The sequence below is a fragment of the Flavobacterium soli DSM 19725 genome (genome assembly GCF_000422705.1).
GTDB classification, from domain to species: domain Bacteria; phylum Bacteroidota; class Bacteroidia; order Flavobacteriales; family Flavobacteriaceae; genus Flavobacterium; species Flavobacterium soli.
Genome location: NZ_AUGO01000003.1, coordinates 229,715 through 246,452 on the forward strand (window position 1 = coordinate 229,715; position 16,738 = coordinate 246,452).

Consider the following 16,738-nt stretch of genomic DNA (forward strand, 5'->3'; position numbering starts at 1 on the left):
AAAAAATGAATACATTAATAGCTATAACAGGATTAGGTGTTTTATGCCTTTTATTTGAAATTTTCAATTTTAGAAAAGGGATTATTCCTTTTACGATTGTGGGTTTGTTGGCCACACTTGCATTGACGGTTAACGATTATGGAACGAATGCTAGTTTCTACAACAACATGATAGTTGTAAATAATTTTTCGGTTACGTTTTCGAGTTTGTTTATCGTATTGACCATCTTTTTGGTGGCTTTGAGTCATAATTTTTATGAAAGTCATCCAACTAAAATATCTGATTTTATAGCCATCAAAATCTTCATGCTTTCAGGAGCTGTTGCAATGGTCTCTTTCGGAAACTTGGCGATGTTTTTCTTGGGAATTGAAATCCTTTCTATCGCCTTGTATATTTTATGTGCAAGTGATCGTTTGAATTTAAAGAGCAATGAATCGGGAATGAAGTATTTTCTGATGGGTTCATTTGCTTCAGGATTCATCCTTTTTGGAATTTGCTTAGTTTACGGAGCAATGGGAAGTTTTGATGTTATTGAAATTAGTGAATTATCTCGTTCGGCTGAATTACCGGATTGGTTCTTTATCGGGATTTTATTGCTTACCATCGGAATGCTTTTCAAGATTGCCGTTGTGCCTTTTCATTTTTGGGCTCCAGACGTTTATGAAGGTGCTCCAGCTCTAACGACTGCAACAATGAGTACATTGGCAAAAGTTGTGGCAATGGCGACTTTATTCAAGCTTCTAAGCGTTTTAAATGCTGATATTTCTGAGTCGTTCCAGATTGTTATTGTGGTGCTTTCTATCGCTTCAATGACGGTTGGAAACATTATGGCTTTACGTCAGGTGAATGTGAAGAGAATGCTTGCCTTTTCTGGTATTTCGCATGCTGGTTTTATGTTGATGACTCTATTGACCCTGACTACTTCTGCTTCTACTCTATTGTATTATGCGGCTGCTTATTCTATTTCGGGAATTGCTGCTTTTGCTGTGATTTTATATGTATGTAAAAACAGAGACAACGAGGATATTACAAACTTTCATGGTCTTGGAAAAACAAATCCTTTATTGGCGGCTGTTTTGACTGGAGCTTTGCTTTCTATGGGTGGTATTCCGATCTTTTCTGGATTCTTTGCTAAATTGTTCTTGTTTAATCAGACGATTGAAGCGGGTTATTTGGTTTTAGTGATTGTGGCTGTTGTAAACTCTATCATCAGTATTGGTTACTACTTCAAATTGATTTTGGCAATGTATGGTAAAGAACCAAATGAGGAAAAAACAGGTACTCCAATCCTTTATTATTCGGTTGCTGTAGTTGCAATTGTGATTAATATTGTAATTGGTCTTTTCCCTTCATTAGTTTTGGATTTAATGTAAACATCTACACTTTTATATAAAAACAAGAGCCATTCGAAAGAGTGGCTTTTTTTTTTATGGTCTATAATGGGATAGAACTTCGCAATATCAAGAAGTTCTTTCGGAGCCTCAGAAACTCTTTCGGAACCTCAGAAACATCTCCGGAGCACCAAGAAGTTCTTTCGGAGCATCAGAAACTCTTTCGGAACATCTTGAAACCTTTTCGTAGAGTTAAGAAGCATTTTCGGAGTATTTGGAGGTTCTTCCAAAGCTTTAAGAAATGGTTTTTCATAAAAAAAATCCCAACGACTTTGATACTGTTGGGATCTTTTATTTGGTATTACTTATTATCTATGTTTTAATTGACAACCAGCTTTTTAGTTTGCTTGAAATTATTTTCTGTGGTAATTTCAACCATATAAACCCCTTTTGCTAACGAACCAACATTTAGGTTTGATTGTTTTGAAGAAAGGTTTTTTGTAGAAAGAATCATTTTTCCCAAAACATCATACAAATTAATTTCCTTCAGATTTTCGGTTGTATTTTGAGTGTTGATGTACACCATTCCGTTTGAAGGATTTGGATACATCAAGAGGTTTCCTGAAGTAAACTCTGGAGTTGACAATTGTTCTTCGAATGTTGATGTAAAAGTATTGGTGATGATGGCCGGATTGGTATCAAAATAGATTTCGGCAAAATTAGGGATGATATCGCCAACTTCGAAGCCTGGTTTTACTTTAATTTTGAACGTTAAATATCCATTGCTTAGTTCTTCGTTTTCAAGTATACTTGGCAAATAGATATAATCAAATTTCCACACTAGCACATTCCCTACTCGTTCCATCACATAGTTATGACTTGCACTAATCATCCTGATGCTTTCTTCATCCAATTGAGCATCTAACACATCTTCTATCCTAATGTTTATGGCATTGGCAGTACCTGTGTTTTGGAAACGGATGGTATAAAACAAGTAATCATCCTGGCTAAAGTTATTGATGTCCAATTTCTCGCCATGGGCTTCCATCTTGTCATTTGGATCATAGGAAGCTACTACGATTTGAGAATTCACATATGTATTATTGTTGAGATTGATATCGTCTGAAGGAGCTGAAATTGCTACACTACCCTCTAAAACATCATCGATATTTACAACCGGAATCGATGGAACATTTATCGAAATATTGAAAGAGCGGGTTTCATAGGGTGCCAAATTTGAAAAATCAAAAGTAAAACCCTCAGTAGTAGCAACCACTCCTAGCTGATCACTGCTGATTGTTACTGCGTCATCTTTGGTATAAGTAATGGTTCCAGAAGTTGCTGCAGTACCCAGATTGGTATAGAAAATTTTATTGGTGTAGCTGAAACCGGCAGTTGGCTGACCCACTGGAACGATGGAAACCGTCACATCATTGTATCCTTGAATTTGCGTTATTGGAAAATACAAGGTTTGTGTTCCGCTTCCAACGGCGATACTGATGTCGTTATGGTTAATGGTTCCTGCAGAAAAATAAGTAGCATATTCTGGATGCACTTCATAACTGAAGTCATAACTGTTCAATGGATTTTCATCATAAATGGTGTAGTTTCCGATTGGCGAAGAAATATTGTTAATATCTCCTCCATTATTGAGCTTATATACAAATGATCCATACGTAAAACTGCTTTCGGTGTCTTCCTTTGTTCCATTATTGTTTGCATCAATAAAAGCTACAAGCTGTACTTTATCCGTGCATTGAGGTGGACCTGAAGAGAAACTTCCGGCTTGGATGAAAACAGCGGAGTCGTAGGCAGAATCTGATCTATCTGCTATAACCATCTTGATATGGTAGGGATTATTTGAAACAATGGCAGAAGAAGCCGACATTAATTCGGTTTGACCATTAAAATTTGTTGCTGCAGTTTGAGCCAAAAGATCATCAAAATAAGTATCAAAAAAAGCCTCATTAACAGAACTACAATCTGGATTGTTTTCTGAATTACGAATTGTAATAACCGAAACTGGACTGGCTGTTCCTGGAACAACCGCTAAATTTGTAGTAATACCTGTGGTTAAATCGGTCAATAAAAAAGCGAATGCATCGGCATAACTACACTGAAAAGTGCCATATTCTTCTGAAGCAAACAAAAAGTTAAAGCTCATAAATTCATTTTGACTTGTAAAGTCGAATTCTAGTTTTGTAGCATTATATAAATTTCCACTAATTGGTGGTATTTGGGTAGCTTGAATGGCTGACAAATCATCATCACCAAGCCATGTGTTTATTCCATCACCTAAAATAGTAAGATTAGGTCCTCCAACATTAGAGGCATTCCCCGTTGAAAGTACAACACCAGAAGTTATTGGAAAGAAAGGATTCGTATTTGTAAAATAACCAATACCATTCACATTATTAAAATTAGACCCTGTACTAGAGGTAATATTAGATATATCAACACATGGATTATTCACCAGCACATTGGTGACTAATTGTTCATTTGTAAATTGAGTAGTTGTGGCAACTAATGGAGGATAAATGTTGGATACTGAAATCTCAAAACTTACTTCAACTTGTGTATTTGATACTGACCAAACTCTAATTTTATAGTCCTGTCCTAAAGTTAGGTTCTCAAGAATGGCTGAAGTATCTGAATAGCAATTTATTAAAGCCAAATTATTGCAGTCAGTATTTGAAAATACGGCAAAATTTAAATCTATGGAAGATAATTGAATGTTATTAATAGAAATTAAATGTCGTGGTCCTGTTGCTACAAACTGAAACCAAACATCATCATCTTCCATACCAGGACAAGTACTTGGTTGAATAGAAGCTGTAGCTCTAGTCAATTCTCCTTCAACTGAAGTTTGATTCAGAATAGATTGACTTATTGGGATAACGGTAGCGATAGAACATTCGTCATTTGTTAGAGGTGATGGCGTTTTGATACACAAATCAAAGGTTGCATTTTTAGGATTACTACCATTTGCTGGTGCTACTTCTCTTGTAAAAACCCTAATCAAATAGGTTTGCCCTATAGTTAAATTTTTTGCAATGCTACTATTCGGATCACTGCAATAGAGCTGTTCCATAGTTCCGCAATCGAAACCTTCGTATACTGCGTGATCAATGTTTGTTGAAGTTCCAACTATATTACTAAAAGAAATTATATGTACATCAGAACTCGAAACAAAACTGTACCAAATATCATCGTCTTTTCCGCCTGTACAGGATGTTATCTCGACCGATCCTGTAGCTCCAAACGTACTTCCTGAGATAAAATTCGTGCAATCATTTACAGCATTTACAGGCACTGGAATTGCCGCACTACAATCATCATTTAAAGGTTTTGTGATAAATTTTTTAGGACTCAATATTGTCCAAGTGCCAATTTCATTTGGAGAACAAATTGATCTTACATAATAAACGTATTCCACTCCAGGTTGTAATCCTGTAACTGTAAATGGATTTGCAGTTGCTAGATAATAACCTTCAACACCAATATTTAATGGCGTTTCATTAACTGGTAGTGTTGATTCTACAGGAACTGCATATACTTCCCATTGTGTTGCATCTCCTGTTTCTGTCCAAGATAATTCTGCAGAAACTTGTGTAATCAAATCTGCTGTTACCGAAAGTAATGTTGGTTTAGGACAAGCCGGTGGTGTGCAGTCTCCCTCAGATTGATATAAAATGGTTGATGGATTACTTTGACCTGGAAGCATTGTATACAAAATGTCTTGAAATGGACTTTGAATTTGCACTCCAATAGTTTCCGGACTAAACCCTCCTTCACTCCAATATAAATCAAATGGGACTTCATCACATAAATTAACGAGGATTCCGTTAGAATTATTAATATAGTTAGCTCCTAAATTTGCTACAACAATTCCGTTTTGCCGGACTTGCATTGTAGCACCATTCCAAGTATTTTGATTCGTAGTACTTAAAACAAATCTATAGGTGCATTTATCTTCTTCATTGCAAATTGAAGTATAAAATAGATATGGAGTTGTCCAAGCACTTTTATCTGTATCAGAACAAACGGTTCTTATATAGCATATATAAACTGTTGCTTGAACTAAATCTGTAAAATTTTTAAAAGTAGTATTTCCTGTAACCGTTGTTAAAGTAGCTCCATTTTCCAAAACAGGATTTTCTGAAGGAACAGTCGTAGGGATTTCTGATGTTAGTGATGGAATCATTAAAATCTCCCAAGAATTGTCTGTTGGCATTCCTTTTGTCCAATTTAATTTTGCCGATGTAGTAGTGACTTGGTCAACACTTAGATTTGTTGGTTCATAACATGTAATAAAAACTGAAAAATAGCCAACCGAAGACCAAGGTGTTTTTAAATACGAAGTACAGTTTGACCTAACATATATTTGGTAACTCGTATTAGGACTTAAATCATAAAAAGTAAACGGTTTTTGAACATTTGCATAGGTTGGCACAGAATCAGCATTTGGGCTTGACTCGTCCAACGGAACTAAAAAAATATCCCAAGATTCTGCAGTAGCACTTGTCCAATCTGCAACTGCACTAGTAGAACTTAACTGGGTAACGCTAATGTTCGAAGGAGACACTTGACAAATTGGAGCCACACAAGTTACCGCACCTCCTGTAAAAATAGTCTCACCTGGCATATCGCTAGGTTGCTTTACATATAAAGTTTGCCCAAAAGAATTTTTTATCGTTAATCCGCATTCTTCGGGAGCTGTTCCTGGAACTGTCCAAACTACTTCGAAGGGAATATTTTTGCATAGTTGCACTTGGCTTTGATTCCAAGAATTTTCAGAAGTATAATTCGTACCGATTGTACCTCTTAGGTATCCATTTTGCCTCACTTCCATTACCGCACCGTTCCAACCATTATTCTGTTCACTAGAAAAGACAAAAGTATAAGCACATGTATTTGGATAATCACAAAGTCCAGTTCGGAAAACATAAGGGCCTGACCATTGCGAAAAAGCTCCATTTCCTGATGGACAAAGACCTCTAACCCAAAACTGATAAGAAGTATCTGCACTCAAACCGGTCTTAACTAAAAAAGGGTTTGTAACGGTTACTCCATCTTCAACAGGAATTGTAGCACCTTCGTCTTGAAACGCAACTTGCCACGAAGCATAGTTTCCAGTGTTTGCCCAAGTTAATTTAGCTCCTACACTAGTAATATTTGACACGCCTAAACCAGTAGGTTTTGGTGAACAATCTTCTTTTTGGATGATTAAATCATATGCTATGGTTTGCGTTTGAGAACTTGAAGAAATTACAATTGTATAAGTCTGCCCTTCAAAAACTAAAAGATTTAATTCTCGCAAATCAGTGGTAGTATTAGCAACTCCTGATAAACACGCTGTTCCCACATTAGAACAACCTTCATAAATAAATAATGAAGAATTGGTAGATGAATCATCCAAAGGGTTCATTGTAATTGTGATATTCGATGTAAATGGAGCTGTAAAGTTGTAAAACACCTCATTTCCTTCTAGGTAATTTGTTCCCGACCAATCACCACAAGATACTCCTTGTGAAAAATCAATTATGTCACCATAATTTGCAGTATTATCGATGGATTGATAAGGTAAAGATGGGATTTGAATGGGATTATCACAAGTAAAACCAACTTGTGCATTAGCTGAAAAACTTAGAAAAGAAAGAATAAAAAAAGTAAAAAGTAGTTGTTTTTTCATGTTTTGGGTTTTTGCTTCCCAAATATACATTGATTTATAATCAATTAACTTAAAATAGTAAGATTTTTTTTCAAAAAAAACCGATTATTTATGATAATCGGTTTTTTGAAAAAATGTAGATATCTATTGTTTTTTAATTCACCACAAGTTTTTTGATTTGCTTGAAATTATTTTCTGTGGTAATTTCAACCATATAAACCCCTTTTGCTAACGAACCAACATTTAGGCTTGATTGTTTTGAAGAAAGGTTTTTTGTAGAAAGAATGATTTTTCCCAAAACATCATGCACATTAATTTCCTTCAGATTTTCGGTTGTATTTTGAGTGTTAATGTACACCATCCCGTTTGAAGGATTTGGATAGACAAGCAAATCAGCGGCATTAAATTGTTGCGTTTCTAAAGTTTCTGTAAACTCAGTATTGAACGTATTGGTAATAATTGCCGGATTATAATCAAAATAAATTTCGGCTGTATTTGGAATAATATCCCCAATAACAAAGCCCGGTTTTGGCTTTATTTTAAATTGAACAAAACCGTTACTCCCTGCTGCATCATTCATTTCTGGAGGAAGATTGATGGCATCAAATTTCCAAACCAAATTTGCTTCATTCCGTGTCAAGGCATATTCATGGCTTGCATTGATCATTCGCAAAGTGGTTTCATCTAATTGGGCATCTAAATTATCAACAAGTCGAACAAATTGTGCATTTGCCGTTCCCGTGTTTTGAAAACGGATGGTATAAAACAGATAATCATTTTCATCAAATGTATCAAATTCAATTGCTCCACCATGTGCTTCTAATTTATCGTTTGGATCATAAGACCCAACTACAGTTTGACTAAGCTCGAAAATATTATTATCTGACTCGATATCACTTGAATTTATAGACTGGGCGGTATTTGAAAGCACTTGACCTAAACTAACCGTTGGTATCGTAGCCACTGTTAAATCTACTACAATGGACCTAATTTCATTCGGCAGAAGATCCGTGTATGAATACGTAAATCCATTTGGCGTTGATGTTGTTCCTTCTTGTGAAATATTGGAAAGCGTTAAAGCAGTGTCATGAGTAAATTCCAGTGTTCCCGAAGCGGCAGTAACGCCATTATTTTTATAGCTAATCGTATTGCTATAGGTAAATCCGGGAACTGGATCCTGAGAAGGAACTATGGAAACCTCAACATCTGTATAAGGTTGGATATTGGCAATTGGAAAATAATAGATATTCGTGCTTTCACTATCATAGACAACATTACCAAATCCAGTGCCAGAGCTAAAATATTCTTGCAGTTCAGGAAAGACAACGAAGCTTAGGATATAGCTATCACTCAAATTTTCGGGGAAAATATAAAAATTGCCATTTGAAGTTTGGCTTACGACCTCTACTTCCGAATCATTGACGATATAATTAAAGGTACCTTTATTGTAATTGATCTCATTTGCCTCTTTTATGCCATTATTGTTTTCATCCACAAAAGCTACTAATTGAATACTCTGGCATTGATTCGTAAAAGAAAAACTTCCTCCTTCAATAAAAACTGCCGAATCAAATTGAGTATCTTGATAATCTCCAACAGCAAACTTCAAAGAATACTCTTTGTTAGGAATTAATGTAGCAGAGGCTGTCATAGGAACGGTTTGACCAATAAAATTGATACGACTGTCGGCATTCTCCACATTATAGCTTCCAAAATATTCTGGATTTACCGAAGTACAAGACGGATTGTAAAGTGAATTTCGAATAGTTGTGGTAGAAACTGGCATTGAAGTATTTGGGACTATTGCAATATTTTGTTTTTGTCCTGTTTCTAAATCTGTTAGAATAAATCCAAAAACATCAGAATAATTACATTGAAATTGCCCATATTCATTAGATGCAAAAAGAAAATTAAAACTCAATTCATTGCTTAAAGCAGTAAAATTAAATTTGATAAACGAAACATCATTTACAGTTCCTATTTGACCCGATGAAGCAATGATAGTGTTTAAATCAGCATCACCCAGTTGTGAACACACAGAAGAATTATTGTTTCCCGTATAAGTTCCTGCTGCTAAATGAACTTGTCCCGAACGAATAACCAAACCTTGTTCGAATGGAAAACTTCCATTGTTACTATCAAAAGCACCAATACCGCAAATTCCTTGAGTAGTAATGTTGCTGACATTTACACAGGCATTGTTAAGCAAAACATCAGTAACAAGTTCAGTTGGTGTAAAATCTGTATCAACCGAAACGGCAGTGCTGCAACTTGCTGTTTGAAAAAAAAAGGGTCCAACCCAATCCGATAGTTCCATTCCGCAAATAGATCTTATGTAAAAAACATAACTTGTACTACATTCAAGATCATTAACCAGAAGTGATTCGGTTTCACTAATAACTCCCGTTGAAGTTAAAGTTGGAGGCTGACTTCCTGCTTCAGCCAAAAAAATTTCTGCTCCTATGAAAGGATTATAGTTTGACCAATAAATTTCTACAGAAGTACCAGTTATATTAGCGGCTTCTAAGTTTGCTGGATTTAAACATTGCCCGAAACCATTAAACACGCTAAAGAATAGAAAAAGTTGTAGTAAAGTTTTTTTCATATTTGTAGATATTTACACCAAATATAATTGAATTTTAAACAATTAGCTTAAAATCGTAAGATTTTTTCTAAACTATAGCATTTGCTACAATAAACCCACTTGTCCAAGCATTTTGAAAATTGAAACCTCCTGTGATCGCATCAATGTTTACAATCTCTCCGGCAAAATATAAATTTTCATGCTTCTTACTTTCCATCGTTTTGAAATTTATTTCTTTTAAATCGATTCCGCCAGCGGTTACAAATTCCTCTTTGAAGGTGCTTTTTCCGTTCACTTGAAATTGTCCGTTTGTGAGTTGATTTGATAAATTTTGAAGTTGTGCTTTTGACAAATCAGCCCATTTTGTTTCTTCTGAAATTCCTGAAGCCAAAACTAAACTTTCCCAAAGACGATTCGGAAATTCAAAAGGCGATTTTTTGGAGACGGTTTTCTTGGAATGTTCTTGTTTTAATTCTTTCAGGATTTTTTCGGCATCTTCCGAGTCAATATCGTTGAGCCAGTTTACGAAAATGGTGAATTGATAATTTTTTTCGAATAGAATCCTAGCTCCCCAAGCCGATAGTTTTAAAATAGCAGGTCCGCTCATTCCCCAATGCGTCACCAACAAAGGTCCTGTTGAAGCTAATTTCGTGTCTTTTACCTTTACAGAAACTTGTGCAGAAACACCTGGCAATTCTTTTATTCGAGAATCTTTGATGTTGAAGGTAAATAATGACGGAACGGGACTCACAATTGTATGTCCAAAATCCTGAATCATTTCCCACATTTTTGGATTACTTCCAGTTGCCAAAACCAACTTTTCACAATTGTATTGCCCATTTTGGGTTTCAATTTTCCAGAAATTTCCATCAGGAGTTTCCGATTTATAAATCGATTGAACGCTTTGTCCTGTCAAGACCTGAATTCCAAGTTTTTTTGTAGCCGATGTAAAACAATCGATTATGGTTTGGGAAGAATTTGAAACTGGAAACATCCTTCCATCTTCTTCAATTTTCAATTCAACGCCATGTTTTTCGAACCATTCGATCGTATCGCCCGAACAGAATTGATGAAACGGCCCTCGAAGTTCTTTTTCGCCTCGCGGATAAAACTTGACCAACTCGTTAGGTTCGAAACACGCATGCGTGACATTGCATCTTCCGCCTCCAGAAATTCTGACTTTCGTCAAAACTTCCTTGCCTCGTTCCAAAATGGCGATTTTCAATTTTGGATTCTTTTCTGCAATGTTGATGGCAGTAAAAAAACCTCCGGCTCCTCCGCCAACGATGATGATGTCAAAATTCTGGCTCATATTCTTTCTGGGAAATCGGTGATGATTCCGTTTACGTTATAGGTTTTTATTCGTTCAATGTCTTCGGTTTCATTTATTGTCCAAGTGTAAACTTTGAAACCTTGTTCTTGTGCTTTTTTGACATTTTCTTCGGTCAAAAGACTGAAATGCGGATGTATGGCTTTCGCCGAAAAAGTACTAGCCCATTCCAAAGCTTGCGTCACGCTTGCCTGTGTCAGGATGCCAAGATGGATATTTGGATTTATGGCAAACATCATTTCTAATTCTTCTCGTTGGAAACTTGAAACGATAAAATCATCATAGGAATAGTCGCCTTCAAGAATGTATTTTTCTATCAGATGTGAAACTGGTTTTGCGGTATGTCTTCCCTTTAATTCGATGTTGAGGAAACACTTTCTTCCAATCAAATCTAAAACTTCTTCCAACGTTGGGACTTGAATTTCATCGTTGATTCGTAATGCTTTTATCTCGGAAAGTGATAATTCTGAAACAGCTCCCGAACCGTTTGTGGTTCTATCGACTGTGAAATCGTGAATGACAATTAATTCTCCGGTTTTGCAAACATGTACATCGAACTCGATTCCATCAACATTGTAGTCCAATGCTTTTTGGAAGGAAGGAAGTGTGTTTTCGGGTTCGTGACCTTTGGCTCCTCGGTGTCCGATGTTGAGTATTTTTTTCAATGGAAGAATTTTAGCAAAAGTAATGTTTTTATTTTTTTGCCACAGATTAAACAGACTATAGGAATTTTGATGGATTTTTAGACAAAGATTGGTAGAAAGATTAAAAGAAGCCTAAAGATTGTTTTTCTAACCCTGACTGGAGGGAAAATTCTTTTATTTTTTTTCTTTAAAAAAATAAAAGATTTGGAAGGAAGGCAGGAACATGGATTAAAAAACTCCTTTTGTTTTGTTTCAAAATAAAAAAGCACAAACCAAGAAGATTTGTGCTTTCTACTTTTTGAACCATTAAGAGATTAAATTCAATCTTAACTTTTCTTAATCTCTTAATGGTTCAAATGTTTTTCTATCTCAATTCCAAAATCAAAACCGATTTTCCTTCCAATGAAATTTCATTTGAAACCTCAACGATTTTTCCTGAAAGCACATCTTTTCCTGATTTGAAATTTTTGATGTTTTCCTGAAAACGATTGGTTTTGATGGTTTTCGCTTCCGCAGAATTGTTCATCACGACCATAACAGTTTCCTTTTCGTCGTGTCTGAAATAGACATAGACGTTTTCTTGCGGAATGTAATGCGTCATTTTCCCGAAGTGGACTACGTTTTTATTTTTTCTCCATTGGAATAATTTTGACGTCACCTCAAAGAATTTATTTTGCTCTTCGGTTCTGCCCGATTTGGTGAAAGCATTATTTTTGTCACCTTCCCAACCTCCAGGAAAATCCTGACGGATATCGGCATCACCTTTTCCTTTGTCGCCCGCCATTCCGATTTCTGAACCATAATACAACTGCGGAATTCCACGAACGGTAGCCAACAACGCCATTGCCATTGTGTATTTCTTGAGGTCATTTTTATAGTTTTGGTTGAAACGTCCCGTGTCATGATTTTCAGCAAAAATCAGCAGATTGTTCACGTTTGGATACAGAAAATCGTTGGTAAAATTGTCATATACTTTAATCATTCCGTCGTTCCAGCCGTCTTTGTCTTCGTTGAAAACATTTCCGAAAGCGTCGTGCAAGGTAAAATCCATCACACTCGGGCAATAGGAATTATAACTTTGAATTTCTGCGATTTTGCTATCTTTTTGCCAATAGGACATTTGGGCTTGGTCGTGCATCCAAACTTCTCCAACAATGTTAAAATGTGGATATTCATCGGTGATTGCTTTTGTCCATTTTGCGATTCCAACCTTGTCGTTATACGAATAGGTATCAACTCTAAAACCATCCAAATCAGCATATTCAATCCACCAAATGGCATTTTGCGTGATGTAATTCAACACCAAAGGATTCGATTGATTCAAATCGGGCATTGAAGGAACGAACCATCCGTCCATGCAATTTTTAGCATCAATTGCAGAAGCATTCGGGTCGAATTGTGTCGTCATTCTGTAATTGGATTGTGAATAACCTGGAAATTGATGTACCCAATCATAGGTTGGCAAATCTTTATACATCCAGTGTTCGGCACCCCAATGGTTGGTTACATAATCCTTGATGAGTTTCATTCCTCGTTTTTTCAGTTCTGCCGAAAGGCGAACATACTCTTCGTTGGTTCCATAACGTGGGTCGATTTTATAAACGTCCGATTGTCCGTAACCGTGATAGGAATAACCTTTGTCGTTGTCTTCGCAAAGTGGCGTACTCCAAAGTGCCGTTACACCCAATTCTGAGAGATAATCTAGGTTTTTAATGATTCCTGCGATGTCACCACCGTGACGACCTCCAGGCAAACTTCTGTTGGCTTTTTCGGTCGTAGCCGAATGGCTGTCGTTGTTTGGATTTCCATTGGCAAAACGGTCGGGCATAATGAGATACATCATATCCGAGGAATCGTAACTTTTACGTTCTGCGGAATTGGCTCGTCTTTGTTTTAGGGAATAATTTTTAGTAAATGCTACCTTGTTTTTGTTCTTGAAAGAGAAAACAAAATCAGAAGCAGGAAGATTTTTCGTGTCGATGGTGATGAAAATGTAGTTAGGATTTTCGGTTTTGACTACGTTTTTGATCACGACATTATTGGAAACCGAAGCTTCGTATTGTGCGATATTTTTTCCGTAGAACATGATTTGTAATTCTGGATTGTGCATTCCCGCATACCAGAAAGGAGGCTCTACTTTATCAATTTGGGCGAAAGCTGAAATGGATAGAAGTAAAAGTAGGATTGTTTTTTTCATTGTTGTTGTAGTTTTTGAACCATTAAGATATTAAGTTTCATTAAGCATTGTCTTAACTTTTCTTAATACCTTAATGGTTTAAATTTTAATATAGCCGAGCAAAATATTCATTGACAAAAGGTTTCATCGATTTGGTAATATTTGTGGTAAAGAAATTGATAAGCAGACCCTGTGGTTTTCTAAGCAATTTCATATAAGTTAATAATTGTGCTTCGTGAATGGGTAGAATACTTTCTACCGTTTTTAGTTCCACGACTACGCAATCATTAACAAGTAAATCAATTTTCATATCGGTTTCAAATTCAATATCTTCATAATTTACTTTTACAATCAATTGTTGTTTCACGTCATAACCATTAGATTCTAACTCGTACTGTAGACAGCGTTCGTAAACACTTTCTAAAAGTCCAGGACCTAAAATTTTATGAACTTTGATTGCTAATCCTGTTATCTCATATGATAATTGCGTAACTTCTTTTTGGGTCATATTTTTATTTTTTGGCTTTATTTTTTTTAAACCATTAAGAGATTAAGAAAAGTCAAGGCAATTATCGAATTACTTAATGAAACTTAATATCTTAATGGTTTAAATTTAATTAGAACTTCTTATACCGTAACCAAAGTATTCGGTTCGACCAAAACAGCTTTCCCATTCACAAAAACCGTAAGCTCTTTTGCACCTTCGAGATTGAAATTTGTTTCGTTGGCTTTAACCGAAACTTGTAAAATCTGGTTTCTGAAATTGATCTTGAACGAATAACCCGTCCATTGTTCTGGGATTCTTGGTTCGAAATGTAACGCATCGTTTTTTACACGCATTCCGCCGAAACCTTCTACAATACTCATCCAAGTTCCCGCCATTGAAGTGATGTGTAAACCTTCTTCAACTTCTTTGTTGTAATCATCCAAATCCAATCGGGAAGTTCTCAAATAAAACGTGTAAGCTTGCTCCATTCTTCCCAAACCTGCCGCTTGAATAGAGTGAACACAAGGTGACAGTGATGATTCATGAACGGTAAATGGCTCATAAAAATCAAAATGTTTCTCCAATTGCTCTTTCGAAAAATGATCTTCAAAGAAATAAAACCCTTGTAAAACATCAGCTTGCTTGATATATGGCGAACGAAGGATTCTGTCCCAAGACCATTTTTGGTTGATTGGTCGTTGGCTTTTGTCTAAATCGTGTACTTTTACCAATTCCTTGTCCAAGAAACCGTCCTGTTGCAAATAAACATCATGCTCTTCTGAAAAAGGAAGGTACATTTTGTCGGCCACTTTCTTCCATTGACTCATTTCGCCTTTGTCTAAATTGACTTTTGACATGATTCTCGAGTGGTCAGAAGCATATTCTTTTTCTACTTTTTCGATTTGTTCCAACGTGTAGTCGATACACCATTTGGCCAAATAATTCGTATAGAAATTATTATTTACATTGTTTTCATATTCATTCGGACCCGTAACACCAAGAATTACAAACTGGTCTTTTTGAGCAGAAAAAGTCGCTCTTTGGTGCCAAAAACGTGCAATTCCGATCAAGACTTCCAATCCTTTTTCTGGAATATAGCTATAATCGCCCGTGAATCTGAAATAGTTGAAAATCGCAAAAGCAATCGCACCATTTCTGTGGATTTCCTCAAACGTAATTTCCCATTCGTTGTGGCATTCTTCACCGTTCATTGTTACCATCGGATATAAAGCGGCACCATTTGTAAAACCTAATTTACCAGCATTTTCAATGGCTTTATCCAATTGATTATATCTGTAAGTCAACAAATTTCTCGCAACTTGCTGATCTTTTGTAGCCATATAAAACGGAATGCAATAGGCTTCGGTGTCCCAATAAGTTGAACCGCCATATTTTTCGCCTGTGAAACCTTTTGGTCCAATATTCAAGCGAGAATCTTTACCCAAATAAGTTTGATTTAATTGAAAAATATTGAAACGGATTCCTTGTTGTGCCTTAACATCGCCATCGATTGTGATGTCTGACATTTCCCAGATTTTTGACCAAGCTTGCTTTTGATTTTCCAATAGAGTTGAATATCCTATTTTCAAACCTTCAGCAATCACATTTTGAGCTGCATTTTGCGTATTTTCGTGGTTTAAAGAAACCGTGTAACCTCCTAATTTTTGGAATGAAACCGTTTCTTTATTTCCAACTTTTACTTCGTAAGAAAACTGGATTTTATCCGAAGTTATTTGAACTTCCGAAGGATTTAGCTTCTCTGCAATTCCATTCAACAAAATGGCATTTTGCATAAATGTAGTAGCCGTAAAATGCGTCTTGAATGTTCTTGCCGTTACAAAAGCTTGATTTTCTGAATAGTTTACATCAAGTGGTTCCCAGAATTTCTCTTCCCAGTTGGCATCTTCGTTGTGAACTCCGGCGTCAACATAAGGTTTGAAAACTATTACTGCATCTCCATTTAAAGGTGTGATTTCATAATTGATAACACCCAATTCGTCATTATCTAATGAAAGAAAACGGATGATTTTGGCTGAAATTTCAATTCCATTTTGCAAAGTGGCTTCAAAAGAACGGTAGTAAACACCTTCTTTCATATTCAATTCCCGCTTGAAATTAGAAACCGATCTACATTTTGCCAAATCAAAATTTTCACCGTTGATTTCAATTTCAATTCCAATCCAATTTGGAGCGTTCAATACCTTTGCAAAATATTCAGGATAGCCGTTTTTCCACCAGCCTACTTTTGTCTTATCGGGATAATAGATTCCTGCAATGTAACTTCCTTGAAAGGTTTCGCCTGAATAATTTTCTTCAAAATTGGCACGCTGTCCCATAGCTCCGTTTCCGATGCTGAACAAACTCTCGGATGATTTTACTCGCTCTGCATCAAATCCTTCTTCTATGACGGACCAATTATTTGGTATGATATAATCTTGGTTCATTTTGTTTTTTTGTTTAAAGTTTAATGTTTAAAGTGGAAGGTTACGTAACTTGAAACCTTAAACTTTAAACC

General features: G+C 36.0%; 8 protein-coding genes. 1 reads left to right on the forward strand and 7 read right to left on the reverse strand.

Features of this window, described 5'->3' with window-relative positions; all coding sequences use genetic code 11:
* Positions 1-5: 5 nt before the first annotated feature.
* Positions 6-1,373, forward strand: coding sequence for an NADH-quinone oxidoreductase subunit N (locus G508_RS0106540; RefSeq protein WP_026704565.1), 1,368 nt, complete (start codon positions 6-8; stop codon positions 1,371-1,373).
* Between the two features lie 337 nt (positions 1,374-1,710).
* Here the strand turns inward: G508_RS0106540 and G508_RS19480 are convergent, their stop codons facing one another.
* From G508_RS19480 to G508_RS0106575, 7 genes are all read right to left on the reverse strand, one after another.
* Positions 1,711-7,023, reverse strand: coding sequence for a DUF7619 domain-containing protein (locus G508_RS19480; RefSeq protein ID WP_169628015.1), 5,313 nt, complete (start codon positions 7,021-7,023; stop codon positions 1,711-1,713).
* Positions 7,024-7,156: 133 nt separating this feature from the next.
* Positions 7,157-9,607: a DUF7619 domain-containing protein gene (locus G508_RS0106550; protein ID WP_026704567.1), complete on the reverse strand. Its 2,451-nt coding sequence runs from the start codon at positions 9,605-9,607 to the stop codon at positions 7,157-7,159.
* A 67-nt stretch (positions 9,608-9,674) separates the two neighbouring features.
* A complete protein-coding gene (locus G508_RS0106555) occupies positions 9,675-10,898 on the reverse strand; it encodes a BaiN/RdsA family NAD(P)/FAD-dependent oxidoreductase (protein ID WP_026704568.1) in 1,224 nt (407 codons plus the stop codon).
* Complete coding sequence (locus G508_RS0106560) at positions 10,895-11,581, reverse strand: glycerophosphodiester phosphodiesterase (protein ID WP_035694319.1); 687 nt, start codon at positions 11,579-11,581, stop codon at positions 10,895-10,897. Before G508_RS0106560 ends, G508_RS0106555 begins: the two co-directional genes overlap by 4 nt.
* Positions 11,582-11,924: 343 nt before the next feature.
* On the reverse strand, positions 11,925-13,757 hold the full coding sequence (locus G508_RS0106565; RefSeq protein ID WP_026704570.1) for a glycoside hydrolase family 13 protein: 1,833 nt from the start codon (positions 13,755-13,757) through the stop codon (positions 11,925-11,927).
* 85 nt (positions 13,758-13,842) lie between these two features.
* Positions 13,843-14,244, reverse strand: coding sequence for a GxxExxY protein (locus G508_RS0106570; protein WP_026704571.1), 402 nt, complete (start codon positions 14,242-14,244; stop codon positions 13,843-13,845).
* A 119-nt stretch (positions 14,245-14,363) separates the two neighbouring features.
* Entirely contained in the window at positions 14,364-16,667 is a 2,304-nt protein-coding gene (locus G508_RS0106575) for a glycoside hydrolase family 65 protein (RefSeq protein ID WP_026704572.1), read from the reverse strand.
* Positions 16,668-16,738 lie beyond the last annotated feature (71 nt).